Genomic DNA, 18,260 nt, shown 5'->3' with positions numbered 1-18,260 from the left:
AATCAGAAAAATAAAACGTTACAAAAAAATTTAAACTTTTTTACAGAAGTGAGTAAATACAATGCATCACAGCCGAAATTTCTTCAGGCGAATTATAACTGTGGAGACAAAATCGCAGACGTTCTTGACCTTCTGGAACTGTTGGAGACAAAATTGCTTTCACATCAAATCCTTTTTCCTGCAGTTGGTTGGCGATTGTTTTTACTTTTTCATTTCCTGGAATTATAGCCGACTGTATAGCCGATTTGCTTCGAACAAAAATCTGCTTTAATCCTAACATATTCTTTTCCTGATTGAAATGAATGATGTTTTCTCGAAGTATTTCTATGTTTTTTCTCTCTTTGTCTAAATAATTATAAGCAACTAAAATCGTTGCAACGGAATGTGGCGAAAGTCCCGTAGTATAAATAAAACTTCGGGCGAAATTGACCAAGTAGCTTCTCAATGCAAAAGAACCTAAAATCGCGGCTCCATGACATCCCAATCCTTTTCCAAAAGTCATGATTCGGGCAAAAACGTGGTCTTGCAATCCCAGCATTTGAACGAATCCTTCCCCTTTTGAACCAAAAACTCCCAAAGCATGCGCTTCATCAACAACTAAATGACAATGGTGTTTATCTGAAATTTGAACTAATTCTTCTAGATTAGGACAATCTCCGTCCATTGAGAAGACACTTTCGGTAACGATATAAATTTCGTTTAGCACAGTGCCTCGTCCCTCGACTGCGCTCGGGATGACACGCTCGGCGTGACAACGTAAAATCAATCTTTCTAAATCCTCAAAATCATTATGACTGAATTTATACGCTTTGGCATTTGACAGTTGAATTCCGTCCCGAATAGAGGCATGACACAACTCATCGTATAAAATTAAATCCCCTTTTTGTGGAACTGAACTAAAAAAGCCAACATTGGCATCATAACCCGAATTGAAAATTAAAGCCGTTTCTGATTGATGGAACTTAGCAATAAAATCTTCTGTTTCTTGATACAGTTTATGATTTCCAGATAATAATCGGGATCCTGTAGCTCCGTTTTGAATGATTTTATTGTTAATTAAATACTCATGCGTTTCATTAAAAATAATTTCCGATTGAGACAAACCCAAGTAATCATTGGAAGAAAAATCAATCATTTTACTTGGCAAAGGCAATCGTCGTAAAGCATTATTCTGCTTTCGAGTTTCAAGTTTAGCGGATAGAGAAGATGGAAATCGTTTCATAGTTAACAAAAATACTAAAGTTAAATAAATTTAGCCCAGATAGTTCTGGAAAGCAGAAAATAGCTCCAAAAAAAAAGCCAAACATTACTGTTTGGCTTTTCCATTTTATTAATCGAAATTACTTTAGTCAGCTAAAATAATAACTTTATTGTCTTTCATTTCAATTGTCCCTGAATTGATAGCCAGCGTATAATTTTGAGCATCTAACTTCGTGAATTTACCTGCCACTTCTTTTGCAAAAGTAAAAGAAGAAGCTGTAATTTTCACGACACCTTTTCCTAAAATAGAAACGATTGGTGCGTGGTTATTCAAAATTTGAAAGCTTCCATCAACCCCTGGCAATGTAACCGAAGTCACTTCTGCTGAAAATAATTTTGCTTCTGGTGATACTATTTCTAATAACATAATTTTTGAGTTAGAAGTTAGGAGTTAGAAGTTAGGAGTTAGAAGTTGGGAGTTAGAAGTCGGGAGTTAGAAGTTGAAATCCTCGTAAAAGAATTTTAATCTAAAACATAAAATCTACTGCACCAAACTTTTAACCTATAACCTATAACCTATAACTTTATTAAGCTTCCGCTAACATTTTTTCTCCAGCTTCGATAGCTTCTTCGATAGTACCTTTAAGGTTAAAAGCTGATTCTGGCAAGTGATCTAATTCACCGTCAATAATCATGTTAAATCCTTTGATGGTATCTTTAATGTCAACTAATACCCCTTTTAATCCTGTAAATTGCTCAGCAACGTGGAAAGGTTGAGATAAGAAACGTTGTACACGACGCGCTCTTGAAACGGCTAATTTATCATCTTCTGATAACTCTTCCATACCAAGGATTGCGATGATATCTTGTAATTGTTTGTATTTTTGTAAAATCTCTTTCACTCTTTGAGCACAGTCATAATGCTCATCACCTAAAATTTGAGGAGTAAGGATTCTTGAAGTTGAATCCAATGGATCCACCGCAGGATAAATACCTAACTCAGCAATTTTACGAGACAATACCGTTGTTGCATCTAAGTGAGCAAAAGTTGTAGCCGGAGCCGGATCCGTTAAATCATCCGCAGGAACGTAAACCGCTTGTACAGATGTAATAGAACCTTTGTTTGTTGATGTAATACGCTCTTGCATCGCACCCATTTCAGTAGCCAATGTTGGTTGGTACCCTACTGCAGATGGCATACGACCTAAAAGTGCCGAAACCTCAGAACCTGCTTGTGTAAAACGGAAGATATTATCCACGAAGAACAATACATCTTTACCTTGATCAGTTCCTGCACCATCACGGAAATACTCTGCAATAGATAGTCCAGAAAGTGCCACACGAGCACGAGCTCCTGGAGGCTCATTCATTTGACCGAAAACGAAAGTAGCTTTAGACTCTCTCATTCCTGGCATATCCACTTTAGATAAATCCCATCCTCCATTTTCCATAGAGTGCATGAACTCATCCCCGTATTTTATAATTCCTGACTCTAACATCTCACGAAGTAAGTCATTTCCTTCACGTGTTCTTTCTCCTACTCCTGCGAATACTGAAAGTCCACCGTGACCTTTTGCGATATTGTTAATCAACTCTTGAATCAATACTGTTTTACCAACACCTGCACCACCGAACAATCCAATTTTACCCCCTTTTGAGTAAGGCTCAATTAAATCGATTACTTTAATACCTGTGAATAAAACTTCAGAAGAAGTTGATAAATCTTCGAATTTTGGTGCTTGTCTGTGAATAGACATCCCGTTTTCTCCTGTTTTTGGCAAGTTTCCTAAACCATCAATGGCATCTCCAATTACGTTGAACAAACGACCGTAAACATCGGCTCCAATTGGCATTTGGATAGGGTTTCCTGTTCCAACTACTTCATAACCTCTACTCAAGCCATCTGTTGAGTCCATCGAAATGGTACGAACTGTATTTTCACCAATGTGAGATTGCACTTCAAGTACTAATAAAGTACCATCTTTTTTTGTGATTTCTAATGAATCATAAATTTTTGGAAGTTCAACATCCTTACCGTTGAAAACAACGTCAACTACTGGGCCAATGATCTGGGCAACTTTTCCTATTACTTTAGACATTACTTATGTATTTATTAAATAGCTATTTAGGTTTATGAAACAGAACCAATCGAAACTTATCGATTAGACACTTTTTTCAGTGCGCAAAGATAATTTTTTAAAATATAAAATCAATAATTTTTTTTATAAAAAACAGGATAATTTTAACGGATTGTCTCAAACCCGTTCATAAACAAACAAAAACGCTAGATTTTAATGAAATAAAAAACCACCGCGTCATCAAACGGGTGGCTTTTTACTTAAAACAATATCATTAAATTAAAGTGTGCTTGGAAATAAAATTCTATAGTTACTTAGATCTACTCCCTTTAAATTTGACCCATAAGTCGTATTAATAGCCTCAATAAATTTATTTGCAATCAACGCATATCCTCTTGGACTAGGGTGAACACCGTCAAGGGAAAAACCACCACCTGTAACAAAAGCAGCTGTTACCGTAAATCCATTTCCTGAAATCCCACCATTTACAAGTTGATTCATTATCGCTTTGGTATCTACAAATGCCAATCCTTTTGCATCAGCCACTGCTTTAATCGTTAAATTGTAAGCATCCGTTGCTGTTACAATTTCAGATAACTCATTTTTTGACAAAACCCATTTATCAGATAATGGGGCTGCCGTTCCGTTTCCTCCAGCCAAATGAACTTGGGCGCTAACTCCACCAGAACTTAAAAGAATATAATCCATTGCGGTAGCTTGTCTCATTTTTATCAACCCTGGATTCACCATAGTTATATCAGTTAAATATTCATCTACAATCACGACAGGATTTTGACCTACAATAAAATTAATTGTTCTTTGTAATCTTTCCGCTTCTGTTATAATATTCAAATTTTTTGCAGCCATTAGACCACCATTATACGCAGCATACCCGCTATTTAATGCTGCTACTTGTGCTGCAGCCAAGGGTACTGCGTTATATTTAACAGTTGTAAAATAAGGAAGGTTGCTTACATAAGGAAGATTAGCCACAACTCCCTTAGCTCCTTTTTCTGTTAATTTTGTAATCAATGTTGAATAGACAAAATCAAACGTAGCTGCTGGAGTAATATCATCTCCATTAACTGGATCTTGAGATTTAGGAACACCTCCCGCAAGCGCATAACCCAAAACATCATTTCCACCAATCCATAAAGAGAAAAAAGTAGGCAACTGTGTTGCCACATCAGCCAACACCGTAGTCGTCGCTGAAGAAGCAAAACGAGCAAAATACGGATTTGCCGTTTTCAGAGGAACTCCTGCAACAGCACCGTAATTTGGGGCTATTAAATGAAAACTCTTAGCTCCCGGAATCCCCATATTATTAAATGTCCCTGTCAAACGAGTTGTTATTTCAGTTGTCGGCCTTCCCGAAACAGGCACTGGCCCACTACCGTTGAAATACAACCTTGGACTAGCCGCCACATTACCCATAAACAAAAAACCTCCAATATTATCAGCCATAAGCGGAGTGGTAAACGCTCCTCCACCCACTAATGCAAATTGTTGCGCCAAAACATTTGGATAAGCACCTTCCTGACCTTTAACAAACAAAGCTCCATCACTATAACCCGCAGCAAAGGAATCCCCCAATGCAACATATTTAGCAAAATCGGCCGAACCCGCCGTTAGAGGCAATCCATCGGATGAATCTGGAACCGTTGTAATTTCATCATTGTTATCACAAGCCACAAAGGTTAACGAAACCAATAAAAGCCATTTAAAATTTTTTATCATAGTAGTATATTTTTGAAATTATCTCTCTCCTTCCCTCCTTTTCAGAAAGAGGAAAGAAAAAAGCAAATACTTTTGTTTTATTTATATAACTTTAATTACGGATTGATTGTCCAAGAAGCAAAATACTGTTGTCCTATTAATCCAGCACCTAATACTTGAGTATATTCCTTTCCACCAATATTTGAAGCTCCTAATTTTAGTGTTGATTTTAGTTTTGGTATATTATAATTGATTTGAGCATCAATTACCGTAGCAGCATCAATCATTCCATCTGCCATTGTAGACTGCCATAGATATTCATTATTCCATCTTCCACTTATGTTAAATCCAAAATTATTGAACAACTTTTCATTTCCTAATGACGCCTTCACTCTGTGTTTAGGAGTATTGAAACCAGCTTCAAAACTTGGATCTTTAGCCTGGTCGAATTTAAATTCAGCATAATTATAATTAACGCCCACCTCAAAATCGTTATATACTTTCTTAGAAAGACCAAGTCCAAAACCAAGTGATTTGATTTCCACATCAGTATTCGTATACAATTGGTACACACGATAATCACCCCCTTTAAGAGCGGCTAACGTTTGAAATCCTGGATCTGCAGGATTAACAGCTGGATTAGGAGAGTCTTGCGTTGTACCGTAATAAGGAGCCACGACATTTAAATTCCCAATAAAATCGTTATAAATATTATAATACCCATTAATATCAATAGACACATCATTCACAAACGAACGATAGCCTAATTCAAATGCTTTAACCTGTTCTGGCTTTACATAATCTACATTCGTTTTTCTCAACAATGCCGCATTTCCAGTTGCACTAAACTGACCTACTGATGTTGCTGTATAAGAATTATTATAAGCTCTTAAGCCATTCATAACTACTGTATTAGAACCTAATACAGATTGCCCAAAAGCAGAAATCGTACCACTTCCATCAATATCATTTCCTCTCACTTCTGAAAATCTTGTTAAATTATCCGGAGCCGAACCAAGCAACAAAGCACTTCCAACATTAAAACCAATGTATTGGTCTTGTGTAGATGGATTTCTAAAACCTGTCTGGAAAGATCCTCTAAAATTATGCCTTCTACTTTCTCCTCCAGTATACACTAGAGAAAGCCTTGGAGAAATGTTACCATCGAAATTTTTTGACTTATCATAACGAACTGAACCCGTGAACTTCAATCTGTCGTCTATGAATTTTTTTGACAACTGAGTGTACGCCCCATAATCATTATAGAATATAGGACCATCTTTATCCGTATATATTCTACCATGAGAATTCAGTTGATATTGCCTATAAGAACCTCCTACTTGTATTTCAGCAAACTTCACAAGATCTTTAAAATTATAATTCGCATCCGAATGGTATATCTTAGAATTGTCTACCAATTTTGATCCCGTAAGAACGCTTGGCTCAGCAATAACAGTATTAAATGCATTTTTAAACTGTGGAGAACCCGGCAAAAAACGCGATCCATTTGGCGCAGTTGGTTTCGCAGGATCCACATAAGACATCAACACTGTTCCTCCTATTAAGCCTGTTGGCGAAATATTATAATCCGCAAAATTTCTGGCTCCTGCATGTGCTTGTTCAGGAAATTGACCCGCCAAAGTTGCCTGAGCATAAGCAGTTGCATAATCCGTAAACCAGTTTTTATCCGCTTTCCACATTCTATTAATATTAATTCCCGTAAAAAGCATATCATACGATCTCCCCCCATCTTCACTAGTAGTATAACCTCTTATAAAGAAATTCTTCCCTTTTATCTCTAACTTATGCTGTTGCATGAAAAAATCATTCAGATAATACCTATTCGCTCCTTGATAAACAGCATTTCCAAAACCAAATTTACTTTGCCAAATAACTTCTATATTTTCGTTTCCAAAAGGCCTGTAGTGAAGTGAAAAATCAATTTTAGTGTTACTTGCTTTATTATCCGTCAGATCTACTTCATTATAACCTGTTCTTGAAATTTTATCACTAGGCAAAGTTGGAGCCGATATTACCGTCGCAACCTCATCTCCATACACATTGATTCCGTCATAACCATAATGACTTCTAGTCTTTCCAGGAGTAAGCTTGTCATCATAGTTTGTCGCATACCAATCTGTACCTTTCATATAAGTAAAATTAACCTTACCTGCTAATTTAGGACTAAACGCATGTGCCATTCTAACTCCATAATCAATATAGTCATTGTTCCCTGCCGCTTTTTGACTAGTTTGTCCAAACTTTGCATAAGCTGTAATTCCTTGACTTGTAAATGGACTTTTACTATTCATAAACAAAATACCATTAAAAGCGTTTGCTCCATATAAAGCAGATGATGCTCCCGGCAACAACTCAACACTCTGAACATCAATTTCAGAAACACCAATCATATTTCCTAACACAAAATTTAATAATGGCGAAGAGTTATCCATTCCATCAACCAACTGCATAAAACGTGTATTGGCAACCGTAGCAAAACCACGTGTATTTATTGATTTAAAAGACAAACTACTTGTATTCATTTGAACTTCTTTCAAATTCTCTAAACCATCATAAAAAGTTGGAGATGCCGATTTTTTAATATCAGCTATACCCATTCTTTCAATTGTCACTGGCGATTCTAACACTCTCTCTGGAGTTCTTGAAGCCGAAACTACTATCTCGTTTAGTTTAGTCTCTTCATCCTGAAGCTTTACAACTAACTTCTGAGTATTAGAAGAAACACTAATCTTTTGAGAACTATACCCTACACTCGTAACCTCAATTGTAAAAGGCGGTTTTCTAGACGATTGTAAAGTAAAAGAACCATCAAAATCGGTAATCGCACCTGAAGTGTCTCCAACGATTTTAATATTGGCTCCAGGAATAGGTTGGTTGTTACTATCTGTAACAATACCTGAAATTGAATTCTGAGCAAAAGTCAGGCTGCAAAAAAACAATGACAAAAAAAGTAAATACACTCTCATTGGGTTATAATTTGTTGGTTTATGAAGCCAAAGTACAAATATTTTTGATATTAATAAAAAAGCCCCTTAAAAATTTCATATTTATCAGTTATTTTGCCTCATTTACACTTATTCTACATTTATTTTTTATTACTATATGTTGAAAATTATGTAATAATAACAGAATATCATTATGCATGCATATAAAAAATACATATATCACAAAATAATTATTAAATTTTAGATATTTGATAAAAGTGACAAAAGAGCTAAAATTTATCATTTTTTTCACCTTTATCAGGCATTTAAAACAAACCACTATCAAAAAAAATACTTATTCAAAAAAAAAGCCTCGAAAGAAAATCTTTCGAGGCTTTTTTTAAAATAGTATGATGTAAAATCTGTTTCGTAAATAAATTTATTCTACGGTTACTGATTTTGCTAAATTACGAGGTTGATCTACATTGCAACCACGCATAACAGCAATATGATAAGACAAAAGCTGTAACGGAATAGTGGTAATCAATGGCGATAAAGCATCTGAGGTTTCAGGAATTTCAATAACATAATCAGCTAATTCACGTACTTGTGTATCTCCTTTAGTCACTACAGCAATAATTTTTCCACTTCTTGATTTAATTTCCTGAATATTACTTACAATCTTGTCGTAGTGCCCTTGTTTTGGAGCAATAACAACTACAGGCATATGTTCATCAATTAATGCAATTGGCCCGTGCTTCATTTCTGCAGCCGGATATCCTTCCGCATGAATATAAGATATCTCTTTAAGTTTTAGCGCTCCTTCAAGAGCTACAGGAAAATTATATCCTCTTCCTAAATAAAGACAATTTGGAGCATCTTTAAAAACAGAAGCAATTTCTTTTGCTTTCTCATTTGTTTCTAAAGCTTCTTTTACTTTCTCAGGGATAATTTCCAATTCTTGTAAATAAGTATGAAAATCACTATTTGACAACGTTCCTTTGGCTTTTGCTAAACGCAAAGCAATCATTGTTAACACCGTAATTTGTGTCGTAAAAGCTTTAGTCGAAGCAACACCTATTTCTGGTCCGGCGTGGGTATAAGCACCTGCATGTGTCTCTCTTGAAATAGAAGAACCCACTACATTACAAACACCAAACACAAAGGCACCATGTTCTTTGGCCAATTTTATCGCAGCCATAGTATCTGCCGTCTCTCCAGATTGAGAGATAGCAATAACTACATCTTTACTATTTATGATTGGGTTTCTATATCTAAACTCCGAAGCATACTCTACTTCTACCGGAATACGTGTAAACTCTTCAAAAACGTACTCCGCAACTAAACCTGCGTGCCATGAAGTTCCACAAGCCACTATAATAATTCTGTCGGCATTAAGGAATTTTTCTAAATTATCCTCAACTCCTGCCATTTGAATAATACCTTCATTAGCATGGAGTCTTCCACGATACGTATCTTTAATAACACTTGGTTGCTCATAGATTTCTTTAAGCATAAAATGATCGTAACCACCTTTTTCAATTTGCTCTAAGTTCATTTGAAGTTCCTGAATATAAGGATCAACTAAAGAATCATCTTTAATTTTTCTAATTTTCATGGCTTTATGCAATCTGATATTTGCCATTTCGCCATCTTCAAGATAGATCGCATTTGAAGTGTATTCTATAAAAGGCGAAGCATCTGATGCGATGAAATATTCTCCTTCTCCTACACCTATTGCCAATGGACTTCCTAATCTGGCAGCAACAATTTCGTTTGGATTTTTTTTATCAAAAACCGCAATCGCATAAGCTCCCACCACTTGATTCAGCGCCACCTGAACTGCCTTTCCCAGTTTTAAATTGTCCTTTGTCTGTACCTCTTCGATAAGATTTACCAACACCTCAGTATCAGTATCAGAATGAAAAACATATCCTCTTTTTATCAATTCAGCTTTCAATGGCGCATAATTCTCAATAATACCATTGTGAATTATCGCTAAATCTCCTGAATTTGAAAGATGAGGATGTGAATTAACATCGTTTGGCACACCATGGGTAGCCCAACGAGTATGCCCAATTCCTATAGTTCCGTTTGTTGTAATTTCTTTAGAAGCTTTCTCTTCAAGATCCGAAACCTTACCTTTTGTTTTACAAAGTTTTAGATTTTCACCGTCATATAACATCACACCGGCGCTATCATAACCTCTATATTCGAGTCTCTTTAATCCTTTTATTACAATAGGATAAGCCTCTCTATAACCGATATATCCAACGATTCCACACATAATCTTGCTTTAATTAGGTTTTGTATAATAAATTTCAAGTTTCAATCTCTTATCATTAGGAACTGTAGATTTCCCTCCATGTAAAATAGTTCCCAAAGGATTCATAACAGATCCTTTTGGCGCCCCGGAAATAAATGCGTTCGGAGTTCTCAACTGATGAGAAGCTATTGCAGTAATATCTTCAGTAACTACAAGCCCTAATTTAACATTGGTCGAATCCGCGTATTTCACAAGATTCCTTATTTGATTTGTAATCCTGATTTTATACGTCACTCCTTTTTTGGTTGTTGCATCTTTAGTTAAATTACCATCAAAAATAAATTTTGATTTCTTTGCATTAACGCTATTTGTGGTCAAATCCATATAATAATCGACTATAGGTCGGTTATTATTAAAATCATAAATATAAATTCTTTGTGGCTCATAGCTACTGGCCATAGCAGCAGCGTCTATATGAAAGACAAGATTCGCTTCATTAATCAACCACCCACTATTTCTAATCGCTTCTAACTGACCCGGAGTATTAAAAAGACTTATCACAGCCACAGATCCTTCACCACCTTTTAAGTACAACTTATCATCACCTTCAGTTGTATTTCCAGTATTTGGCAAAGCATTATAAGCAAGTCCACTACCTGCAAAATCAGTATTCAACAAACTCACGGCGTTTCCTTTCATATCAAGAACTATCGTTTTTTTAACTCGTGTAATTGTAGTCACACCACCAGTTGTTGTAGACAAATCCTCATTATATTTTACAGTAATTTTTCCTGCTTTAAAATTCAACATCGCTAAATTTCCAGCACTACTTCCTGATTTTTCCATTTTAAAATAAAGTCCTCGGAAATACTCTTTGAAAACATCATTTGAAGCCAATTTCCCGGCAGCTACAGCATCAATTATTCTTGTTTTGAAATAGCCTTTATTCAGATTCAACTGCATTCCCGGAGGTGTTCTTGTAGTCGTAACTACTTTTGTAATCGAGTCTGTTACGGTCACAACATGTTCTGCAGGATTAAAGAAAAATTTATCGTTTTGAGCTAAATTTGAATCATCATTTAAACGATTTGTTTTTTTAACATTGTCAAATTCAGCATTTTGATCTGTAAAATATTTTTGAGGCTGTAGAAATCCACCTACAGGATCTGCATCTCTCATATAATAACCCGATTCATAAACACTTAGTTTCATCTCAGCCTTATCCGGACCATAAATCGAATCTAGTGTATACTCATGACTACCATCCGTTTTTGTAACTGTTTTTGATGCATCATAATAATATGGAATCGTCAAAACAACACTTTCAACATAAGGCCTTGTGCTTACAGTGGTAACCTCATCTGCTAAAGTTAATTGAGTTCCAAAATTGGCCGTTGTTTCACCAAAATTTGTACTATTATAAATCCCCAAAGGATTTACTTCAAGATTATTGGATTGTATTGGCCCTGTTTTTTGATTGTAAGCTAAAACATCGTACGTTTCTTTTTTGAGGTCAAAATTGTTTTCACCAATTAAATCACCTCCTATTTCATTATAATCTTTATCACAGGAATATAAAAAAACAACACTCGCAACTACCAGAATTTTCTTAAAAAAAGAATTATTGTACATATTTATTAAAAAAGTTTAATTTAAAGAACCTCGTTTCTATAGAAATTAGTATACGCTTCTGCGAATGCATCTTTCGGTGCGAAAGGTAAAAAAGGTTTTCCTGAAGATTCTATATATTTTGTTAAACTTGAAGACAGGTTTTCGGAAGCGATAATTACCGCATCGGAATGTTTAATGGTAGTCTTAATAATATTTTCGTAGTTTGGAACTTCCAAATCAGAAATTGCCTCATCAGGAATACCGTCAAATTTCACTTTATTAATCATCTCCACATCTAAAGTGCCTTCAAAAGACTGACCGTAAACCGAAGTAACAATCTTTGTTTCTGAAAACAACGCTTCGTTTTTATAAAAATGCTTCATATAAACGGGCAACATAGCAGCCATCCATCCATGAACGTGAATAATATCAGGAACCCAATTGAGTTTTTTCACGGTTTCAACAACTCCTTTTGCAAAGAATATGGCACGCTCATCATTATCAGGATACATTACACCTTCTTCATCAGCAAATGTGGCTTTCCTTTTGAAATACTCATCATTATCGATAAAGTAAACTTGTATTCTTTCTTTTGGTATGGAAGCCACCTTTATAATCAAAGGCATATCCAAGTCGTTTACTACCAAATTCATCCCCGAAAGTCTAATTACTTCGTGCAATTGATGTCTTCTCTCGTTAATATTTCCATACCTTGGCATAAAAATTCTTATCTGTCCACCTTGATCGTTAATCATTTTCGGCACGTCGTAAGACATTAAAGAGACCTCATTTTCAGCGAGATAAGGCACCACTTCAGATGATACATATAATATCCTCTTATCTTTCATATTGTAATTTACTTAATTTATTGGCAATAAAAACCACGCAAAATTACAAAATTTTATGCAGTTATTAACTAAAATAGTAAGTTTGCATTTAATTTTAATAATACCGCCATGCATATTTTCTACGGAAAAGCATCTTTAATCGACTATTTGAAATCTATAAAAACCGTCCAGTCCACTATTGGATTTGTTCCCACCATGGGCGCTTTACATCAAGGTCATTTGGCATTAATGCAAAAATCATTACTGGAAAATGAAAATACTGTCGTGAGTATTTTTGTAAATCCAACACAGTTTAACAATCCTGAAGATTTAGCAAAATACCCAAGAACATTGGAAGAAGACGTAAGAAAACTTACTGCTTTAAATCCAAATATAATTCTATACGCCCCATCTGTTGAAGACATTTATGACGGAAAACCACTTTCTCAATCTTTCGATTTTGATGGACTTGAAAACCAAATGGAAGGCAAATTCAGACCCGGACATTTTAATGGCGTAGGCACCATTGTAAAACGTCTTTTTGAAATAGTGGAACCAACAAACGCGTATTTTGGCGAAAAAGATTTTCAACAATTACAAATTGTCAAAAAAATGGTTGCCAAAAACCACTTAAAAGTAAACGTAATTGGTTGTCCCATTTATAGAGAATCTAATAATCTTGCCATGAGCTCCAGAAATGAACGTTTATCAACCGAAGAAAGAGACGAAGCGGCTATTATTTACAAAACACTAACCGCGGCAAAAGAAAAATTTGCAGCCAATAGTACTGCAACTATTTCAGAATGGGTTCAAAAATCATTCAACAAGAACACGCGCTTCACATTAGAATATTTCGTAATTGCTGATGAGGCAACACTTTTACCTAGTACCAGAAAAAATAAAAATAAAAAATACCGTGCTTTCATTGCGGTACTAGTCAACAATATTCGATTGATTGACACCATTTCATTAAATTAATTTACTTTTGTAACATGCAAATTCAAGTCGTAAAATCAAAAATACACCGAGTAAAAGTAACTGGAGCCGATTTAAATTATATCGGAAGCATTACCATAGACGAAGCTTTACTGGAAGCCTCCAATATCATTGAAGGAGAAAGAGTATTCATCGTAAACATCAACAATGGCGAACGCTTTGACACCTATGCTATCAAAGGTGAAAAAAATTCAGGCATCATAACCCTAAATGGTCCAGCAGCCAGAAAAGTACAAAAAGACGATATTATCATCATTATTTCGTATGCCATCCTAGAATTTGAAGAAGCCAAAACTTTCAAGCCTTGGATTATTTTCCCTAACGAAAATGACAATTCTTTGACCTAATTCTTCAGAGAAAAAATACGTAGTGATGTACTTTTTGAAAAAGATAAACTCTTTTTTTATCACTCAAAGTAAAAATATTTAATTCCATAAGCTACTGACTATCTGATTTTACAACTAAAAATCAGATAGTCAGTTGTTTTTATTGTTTGTCGCAATTTGAAGGTACTAAATCCTATTTATTTCCCTAAAAAGCAAGTGCATTTCTAGCGCCTTAACTTTTCTTGTTTTTTAAATAAAAGTAAATAAAGTATTATATTGCTGTCTTATTTAGATGTACTTTAATTTCTAAACGCTCCAAATTATGAAACAACTATTACTATTCTTGTTTTTCTCCATTACTGCATTTTCACAAAAAACCACCATACCATTCGATTCAAATGCGTTGGGCGAAAGCCGGGAAATTACAATTGGCTTACCGCCTTCTTTCGAAAAAAACCCAAATAAAAAGTACCCGATACTTATTTTACTCGATGGCGATTACTTATTTGACCCATTTTACGGCGCTTTGAACTACGGTGCCTACTGGGATGATTTGCCAGAAATGATTGTCGTTGGCATAAGCCAAAACAAAAATAACGAACGCATTGACGACAGCACTTATGATGAAGCGGATGGAGTTCCTTCAGGAAAAGGGGCGAAATTCTTCGAGTTTATTGGCGCCGAATTACTTCCGTACATCGAAAAAAAATACCCAGTTGCACCATTCCGAATTATTGCAGGACACGACACTACAGCAGGATTTTTAAACTTTTTTCTATATAAAGACAATCCTATATTCAATGGATATATTTCATTGAGTCCGGAACTGGCTCCTGAAATGGAAAACCGCATTCCAGAAAAACTTTCAAATTTAAAACAACCTGTTTTTTATTATCAATCCAATGGAGATGGAGACATAAAAAAAATTCAAGAGTCTATAAAAAAACTAGACGAAAACATAAAACAGGTTACTAATCCTGCATTAAATTACAAGTTCGATAATTTTAAGGGCGCATCACACTATTCGCTTGTATTGTATTCGATTCCAAATGCCTTATACCAATTTTTTGATGCCTACAAACCTATTTCATCTACTGAATACAGTGAAAAAATTGCTGTGCTTCAATCCGGTTATGTGGATTATTTGACCAATAAATATGCTGTTTTGTCCAAAAGTTTAGGTTTAAAAATCCCTATTCGTGTAAACGATTTCAAAGCCATTGAAGCAGCAATTCTAAAAAATAAAGCCTATCCTGAATTGGATAAATTAGCAGAAATTGCCAACAAAAATTACCCAAAATCAATGCTTGCCGATTATGAATTGGGACTAATGTATGAAAAAATGGGCGACCCGAAAAAAGCCGCGAAACGCTATCAAAGTGGATCCCAATTAGAGGAAATTGGAGATCTGACAAAAAACATGATGATGGAAAAATACGATGACATGATAAGCCAAACACCAAAAAAATAATGTCAAAAGTAAAAACAACTTTTTTTTGCCAAAACTGTGGCGCACAATATGCAAAATGGCAAGGACAATGCAATTCTTGTAAAGAATGGAATACCATTGCGGAGGAAATTATCCAAAAACAAGAAAAAACAGCTTGGAAAAGCGAAACTACTTCCAGCAGTAAAGCACCAAAACCATTACGAATAAACGAAATTGATTCTGCTCAGGAAATCCGAATGGACACCACCGATGGCGAACTTAATCGCGTGTTGGGAGGCGGAATAGTTCCCGGCTCCTTGATTCTTTTGGGCGGTGAACCCGGCATTGGAAAAAGCACCCTTTTACTTCAAATTTCTTTAAAATTACCATATAAAACTTTATATGTTTCGGGCGAAGAAAGTCAGAAACAAATAAAAATGCGTGCCGAAAGAATCACGCCCAGCGGCGACAATTGCTATATTCTTACGGAAACCAAAACACAAAATATATTCAAGCAAATTGAAGCTATTGAACCGGAAATTGTGATTATCGATTCCATTCAAACATTGCATACGGATTATATTGAATCCACTCCCGGAAGTATTTCACAAATCCGTGAAACCACAGCCGAGTTGATCAAATTTGCCAAAGAAACCAATATTCCGGTGATTCTAATTGGTCATATTACCAAAGATGGAAACATAGCAGGACCAAAAATTCTGGAGCACATGGTCGACACGGTTTTACAATTTGAAGGCGACCGAAATCACGTCTATCGCATTTTACGTTCGTTAAAAAACCGTTTCGGTTCTACTGCTGAAATAGGAATTTATGAAATGCTGGGCAATGGTTTGCGCGAAGTTTCGAATCCTTCGGAAATATTGATTTCACATAAAGATGAGGAATTATCGGGAACCGCAATTGCCTCCACATTAGAAGGCATGCGCCCTTTGATGATTGAAATACAAGCCTTGGTAAGTACTGCCGTTTATGGAACACCGCAACGCAGCACCACGGGTTATAATGCCAAAAGACTCAATATGATTCTGGCCGTTTTAGAGAAAAGAGCCGGTTTCAGGCTTGGCGCCAAAGACGTTTTCCTAAACATAACCGGAGGAATTTCGGTAGATGATCCGGCGATAGATTTGGCTGTTGTTGCCGCCATTTTATCATCGAATGAAGATATTGCAGTCAATAAAGATTTTTGCTTTGCAGGCGAAGTCGGCCTTTCAGGCGAAATACGTCCGGTTAACCGCGTGGACCAACGCATTCAGGAAGCCGAAAAATTAGGTTTTTCGACCATTTTTGTATCCAAATACAATAAAATTGCGTTGAAAAACACCGGAATAAAAATTCGATTGGTGGCCAAAATTGAAGATGTGGCGAGTGAATTGTTTGGGTAAAATTTAATATTATGAAATACATTTGTCTTTTTTTGATATTCATCATTTATACTTCCGTTTTTGCACAGAAAGAAAAATTACGGCTTCATACAAAAGAATATGATGATTATACTAATGAGTATTATTATTTAAACAAGAAAAACGACACTGTTATTAAACTCAATCGAGGAGAGTTTACTTGGATTTACAATGATTCTATCCAATATTTCTTTACTGGATTTGACACCAAATTAAAAAAATTTGTTGGAAGAGATTTAAAAAATAAATTCCTTTTTCAGTTGTGTGTTGGGCCAGAATTTGACATTGATTTTCTACAGGAAAATAGAATTCGAATAACCGATTCAACTGAATTGATTGGTTTTGCAAATGAGAAAGGGAAAATTATAATTGAACCACAATTTTATATTGTTACAAGGTTTTCTAACGGTTACGCTATCTTTGGAAAAGAATGTAAAAAAGAATATTGGGAAAAAGAAAAACACGATGACTGCAATCATTACTCGATAATTTGTAGAATTCACGGCGTGATTGACAAGAAAGGAAAAATTATTGAGGAAGGCAATCTCACATTTGAAGAATTAATCAAAAAGTACAATTGGAAACCTGAATTTGATTAATGAAACCCTACTCGGAAATATTACAAATCGTCAATACCTTTCATGAACTTGGAGAAACTATCGAGTCCGCCCAATTTTTAATTGAAGAATATGGTCTAGAAAACCCAAATTTCAAAGGCTTCGAATTAAGGGAAAAAGCCAAGCCGGAATTTATCCTGATGACAACCGAAGGCGTTTTAGGCGAACCCCAAATCATCCGAATTCCTGAAAACACATTCGAATATCCACTGGAATTAATGCTCAATCTTCTGGCGCATGAAATGATTCACGTAAGTCAAAAAACGAAAGAAAACTTGATTGAAGACAAAAATGAAAGGGAATGGCAAGCGTATTATGAAATGCTTTTTCATAAAAAATTCCCTCAAATTCCTGAGCTTTCTGATTTTCACAAACGCTTCTTCGCAAAAAAAGCGTTGGAATACTACAACAGAATGGGCGAAGGTTCAGAACTTCAATTAAAATACGTCAATCAAAAACTGGAAATAGACAATCTGCTGTCTTTTATAGATGCAAAAACTAAATAATACTTTTTGACAGTCCGTTATTTGTACAGGTCAAACGCATTAAAATAAGTTGAAGTTTAAACCACATAAAAACATAGTGTTTATTCCTGCAAAAATAAATTTCGACGATGATAAGAGTTCACAATAGAAAAAAAAGTATTGGCTTTTTTTCTATGTCACCTAAATTTCGACTGTTCGGAACAGATTTAAATCAAAAATTAAATTAATTTCTATGTTTCTCCTATGTTTGCGAAGTTATCGATTTTAATTATTAAAGTCCATAAATTTGAATAATGAAGTGAAAAGGAATGAGAGAACATATGTCCCTAAATAGTTCAAAGAA

14 protein-coding genes are annotated in these 18,260 nt (G+C 35.2%); 6 read left to right on the top strand and 8 right to left on the bottom strand.

Translation table 11 applies throughout. The features are described from left to right. Nucleotides 1-40: 40 nt before the first annotated feature. From ACNQGX_RS16265 to ACNQGX_RS16230, 8 genes are all read right to left on the bottom strand, one after another. Complete coding sequence (locus ACNQGX_RS16265; protein WP_417977996.1) at nucleotides 41-1,222, bottom strand: aminotransferase class I/II-fold pyridoxal phosphate-dependent enzyme; 1,182 nt, start codon at nucleotides 1,220-1,222, stop codon at nucleotides 41-43. 123 nt (nucleotides 1,223-1,345) lie between these two features. Continuing rightward, on the bottom strand, nucleotides 1,346-1,627 hold the full coding sequence (locus tag ACNQGX_RS16260; RefSeq protein ID WP_131915684.1) for a FoF1 ATP synthase subunit delta/epsilon: 282 nt from the start codon (nucleotides 1,625-1,627) through the stop codon (nucleotides 1,346-1,348). Nucleotides 1,628-1,787: 160 nt separating this feature from the next. Further along, a complete protein-coding gene (gene atpD, locus ACNQGX_RS16255; RefSeq protein WP_035668832.1) occupies nucleotides 1,788-3,299 on the bottom strand; it encodes a F0F1 ATP synthase subunit beta in 1,512 nt (503 codons plus the stop codon). Between the two features lie 258 nt (nucleotides 3,300-3,557). Next, nucleotides 3,558-5,015, bottom strand: coding sequence for a G-D-S-L family lipolytic protein (locus ACNQGX_RS16250; RefSeq protein ID WP_417977994.1), 1,458 nt, complete (start codon nucleotides 5,013-5,015; stop codon nucleotides 3,558-3,560). A gap of 95 nt (nucleotides 5,016-5,110) precedes the next feature. Beyond that, nucleotides 5,111-7,981 (bottom strand): TonB-dependent receptor domain-containing protein, encoded by a 2,871-nt coding sequence (locus ACNQGX_RS16245; protein ID WP_417977992.1) that lies wholly within the window; start codon nucleotides 7,979-7,981, stop codon nucleotides 5,111-5,113. A 397-nt stretch (nucleotides 7,982-8,378) separates the two neighbouring features. Continuing rightward, nucleotides 8,379-10,226 carry a glutamine--fructose-6-phosphate transaminase (isomerizing) gene (gene glmS, locus ACNQGX_RS16240; RefSeq protein WP_417977990.1) on the bottom strand — a complete coding sequence of 616 codons (1,848 nt, stop codon included), beginning with the start codon at nucleotides 10,224-10,226 and terminating at the stop codon, nucleotides 8,379-8,381. A 9-nt stretch (nucleotides 10,227-10,235) separates the two neighbouring features. After that, a complete protein-coding gene (locus ACNQGX_RS16235) occupies nucleotides 10,236-11,837 on the bottom strand; it encodes a DUF4270 domain-containing protein (protein WP_417977988.1) in 1,602 nt (533 codons plus the stop codon). Between the two features lie 20 nt (nucleotides 11,838-11,857). Beyond that, the gene (locus tag ACNQGX_RS16230) at nucleotides 11,858-12,664 is read right to left on the bottom strand and encodes a glycogen/starch synthase (RefSeq protein WP_417977987.1); all 807 of its coding nucleotides are present in this window, start codon (nucleotides 12,662-12,664) and stop codon (nucleotides 11,858-11,860) included. A 108-nt stretch (nucleotides 12,665-12,772) separates the two neighbouring features. On the opposite strand from ACNQGX_RS16230, the gene panC reads away from it, so the two are divergent. The 6 genes from panC (at nucleotide 12,773) to ACNQGX_RS16200 (ending at nucleotide 17,938) form a co-directional block, all read left to right on the top strand. Next, nucleotides 12,773-13,621 (top strand): pantoate--beta-alanine ligase, encoded by an 849-nt coding sequence (panC, locus tag ACNQGX_RS16225; protein ID WP_417977985.1) that lies wholly within the window; start codon nucleotides 12,773-12,775, stop codon nucleotides 13,619-13,621. Between the two features lie 14 nt (nucleotides 13,622-13,635). After that, entirely contained in the window at nucleotides 13,636-13,986 is a 351-nt protein-coding gene (panD, locus tag ACNQGX_RS16220) for an aspartate 1-decarboxylase (protein ID WP_131991043.1), read from the top strand. A 301-nt stretch (nucleotides 13,987-14,287) separates the two neighbouring features. Then, nucleotides 14,288-15,436, top strand: coding sequence for an alpha/beta hydrolase (locus tag ACNQGX_RS16215; protein ID WP_417977982.1), 1,149 nt, complete (start codon nucleotides 14,288-14,290; stop codon nucleotides 15,434-15,436). Then, the gene (radA, locus tag ACNQGX_RS16210; RefSeq protein WP_417977980.1) at nucleotides 15,436-16,797 is read left to right on the top strand and encodes a DNA repair protein RadA; all 1,362 of its coding nucleotides are present in this window, start codon (nucleotides 15,436-15,438) and stop codon (nucleotides 16,795-16,797) included. Before ACNQGX_RS16215 ends, radA begins: the two co-directional genes overlap by 1 nt. A gap of 11 nt (nucleotides 16,798-16,808) precedes the next feature. After that, nucleotides 16,809-17,414, top strand: coding sequence for a WG repeat-containing protein (locus tag ACNQGX_RS16205; RefSeq protein ID WP_417977978.1), 606 nt, complete (start codon nucleotides 16,809-16,811; stop codon nucleotides 17,412-17,414). Further along, nucleotides 17,414-17,938: a hypothetical protein gene (locus ACNQGX_RS16200; RefSeq protein WP_417977976.1), complete on the top strand. Its 525-nt coding sequence runs from the start codon at nucleotides 17,414-17,416 to the stop codon at nucleotides 17,936-17,938. Before ACNQGX_RS16205 ends, ACNQGX_RS16200 begins: the two co-directional genes overlap by 1 nt. Nucleotides 17,939-18,260: the final 322 nt, after the last annotated feature.

This window comes from Flavobacterium glycogeni (genome assembly GCF_048286775.1).
Taxonomy (GTDB): Bacteria; Bacteroidota; Bacteroidia; order Flavobacteriales; family Flavobacteriaceae; genus Flavobacterium.
This window is presented reverse-complemented; position numbering and strand designations above follow the sequence as displayed.

Bases quoted from the DNA above. Each gene is read 5' to 3' on its own strand.
- ACNQGX_RS16245 (WP_417977992.1), bottom strand. From the start codon at position 7,981: ATGAGAGTGTATTTACTTTTTTTGTCATTGTTTTTTTGCAGCCTGACT.
- atpD (WP_035668832.1), bottom strand. From the start codon at position 3,299: ATGTCTAAAGTAATAGGAAAAGTTGCCCAGATCATTGGCCCAGTAGTT.
- ACNQGX_RS16250 (WP_417977994.1), bottom strand. From the start codon at position 5,015: ATGATAAAAAATTTTAAATGGCTTTTATTGGTTTCGTTAACCTTTGTG.
- ACNQGX_RS16215 (WP_417977982.1), top strand. From the start codon at position 14,288: ATGAAACAACTATTACTATTCTTGTTTTTCTCCATTACTGCATTTTCA.
- panC (WP_417977985.1), top strand. From the start codon at position 12,773: ATGCATATTTTCTACGGAAAAGCATCTTTAATCGACTATTTGAAATCT.
- ACNQGX_RS16200 (WP_417977976.1), top strand. From the start codon at position 17,414: ATGAAACCCTACTCGGAAATATTACAAATCGTCAATACCTTTCATGAA.
- ACNQGX_RS16235 (WP_417977988.1), bottom strand. From the start codon at position 11,837: ATGTACAATAATTCTTTTTTTAAGAAAATTCTGGTAGTTGCGAGTGTT.
- panD (WP_131991043.1), top strand. From the start codon at position 13,636: ATGCAAATTCAAGTCGTAAAATCAAAAATACACCGAGTAAAAGTAACT.
- ACNQGX_RS16205 (WP_417977978.1), top strand. From the start codon at position 16,809: ATGAAATACATTTGTCTTTTTTTGATATTCATCATTTATACTTCCGTT.
- radA (WP_417977980.1), top strand. From the start codon at position 15,436: ATGTCAAAAGTAAAAACAACTTTTTTTTGCCAAAACTGTGGCGCACAA.
- ACNQGX_RS16260 (WP_131915684.1), bottom strand. From the start codon at position 1,627: ATGTTATTAGAAATAGTATCACCAGAAGCAAAATTATTTTCAGCAGAA.
- ACNQGX_RS16265 (WP_417977996.1), bottom strand. From the start codon at position 1,222: ATGAAACGATTTCCATCTTCTCTATCCGCTAAACTTGAAACTCGAAAG.
- ACNQGX_RS16230 (WP_417977987.1), bottom strand. From the start codon at position 12,664: ATGAAAGATAAGAGGATATTATATGTATCATCTGAAGTGGTGCCTTAT.
- glmS (WP_417977990.1), bottom strand. From the start codon at position 10,226: ATGTGTGGAATCGTTGGATATATCGGTTATAGAGAGGCTTATCCTATT.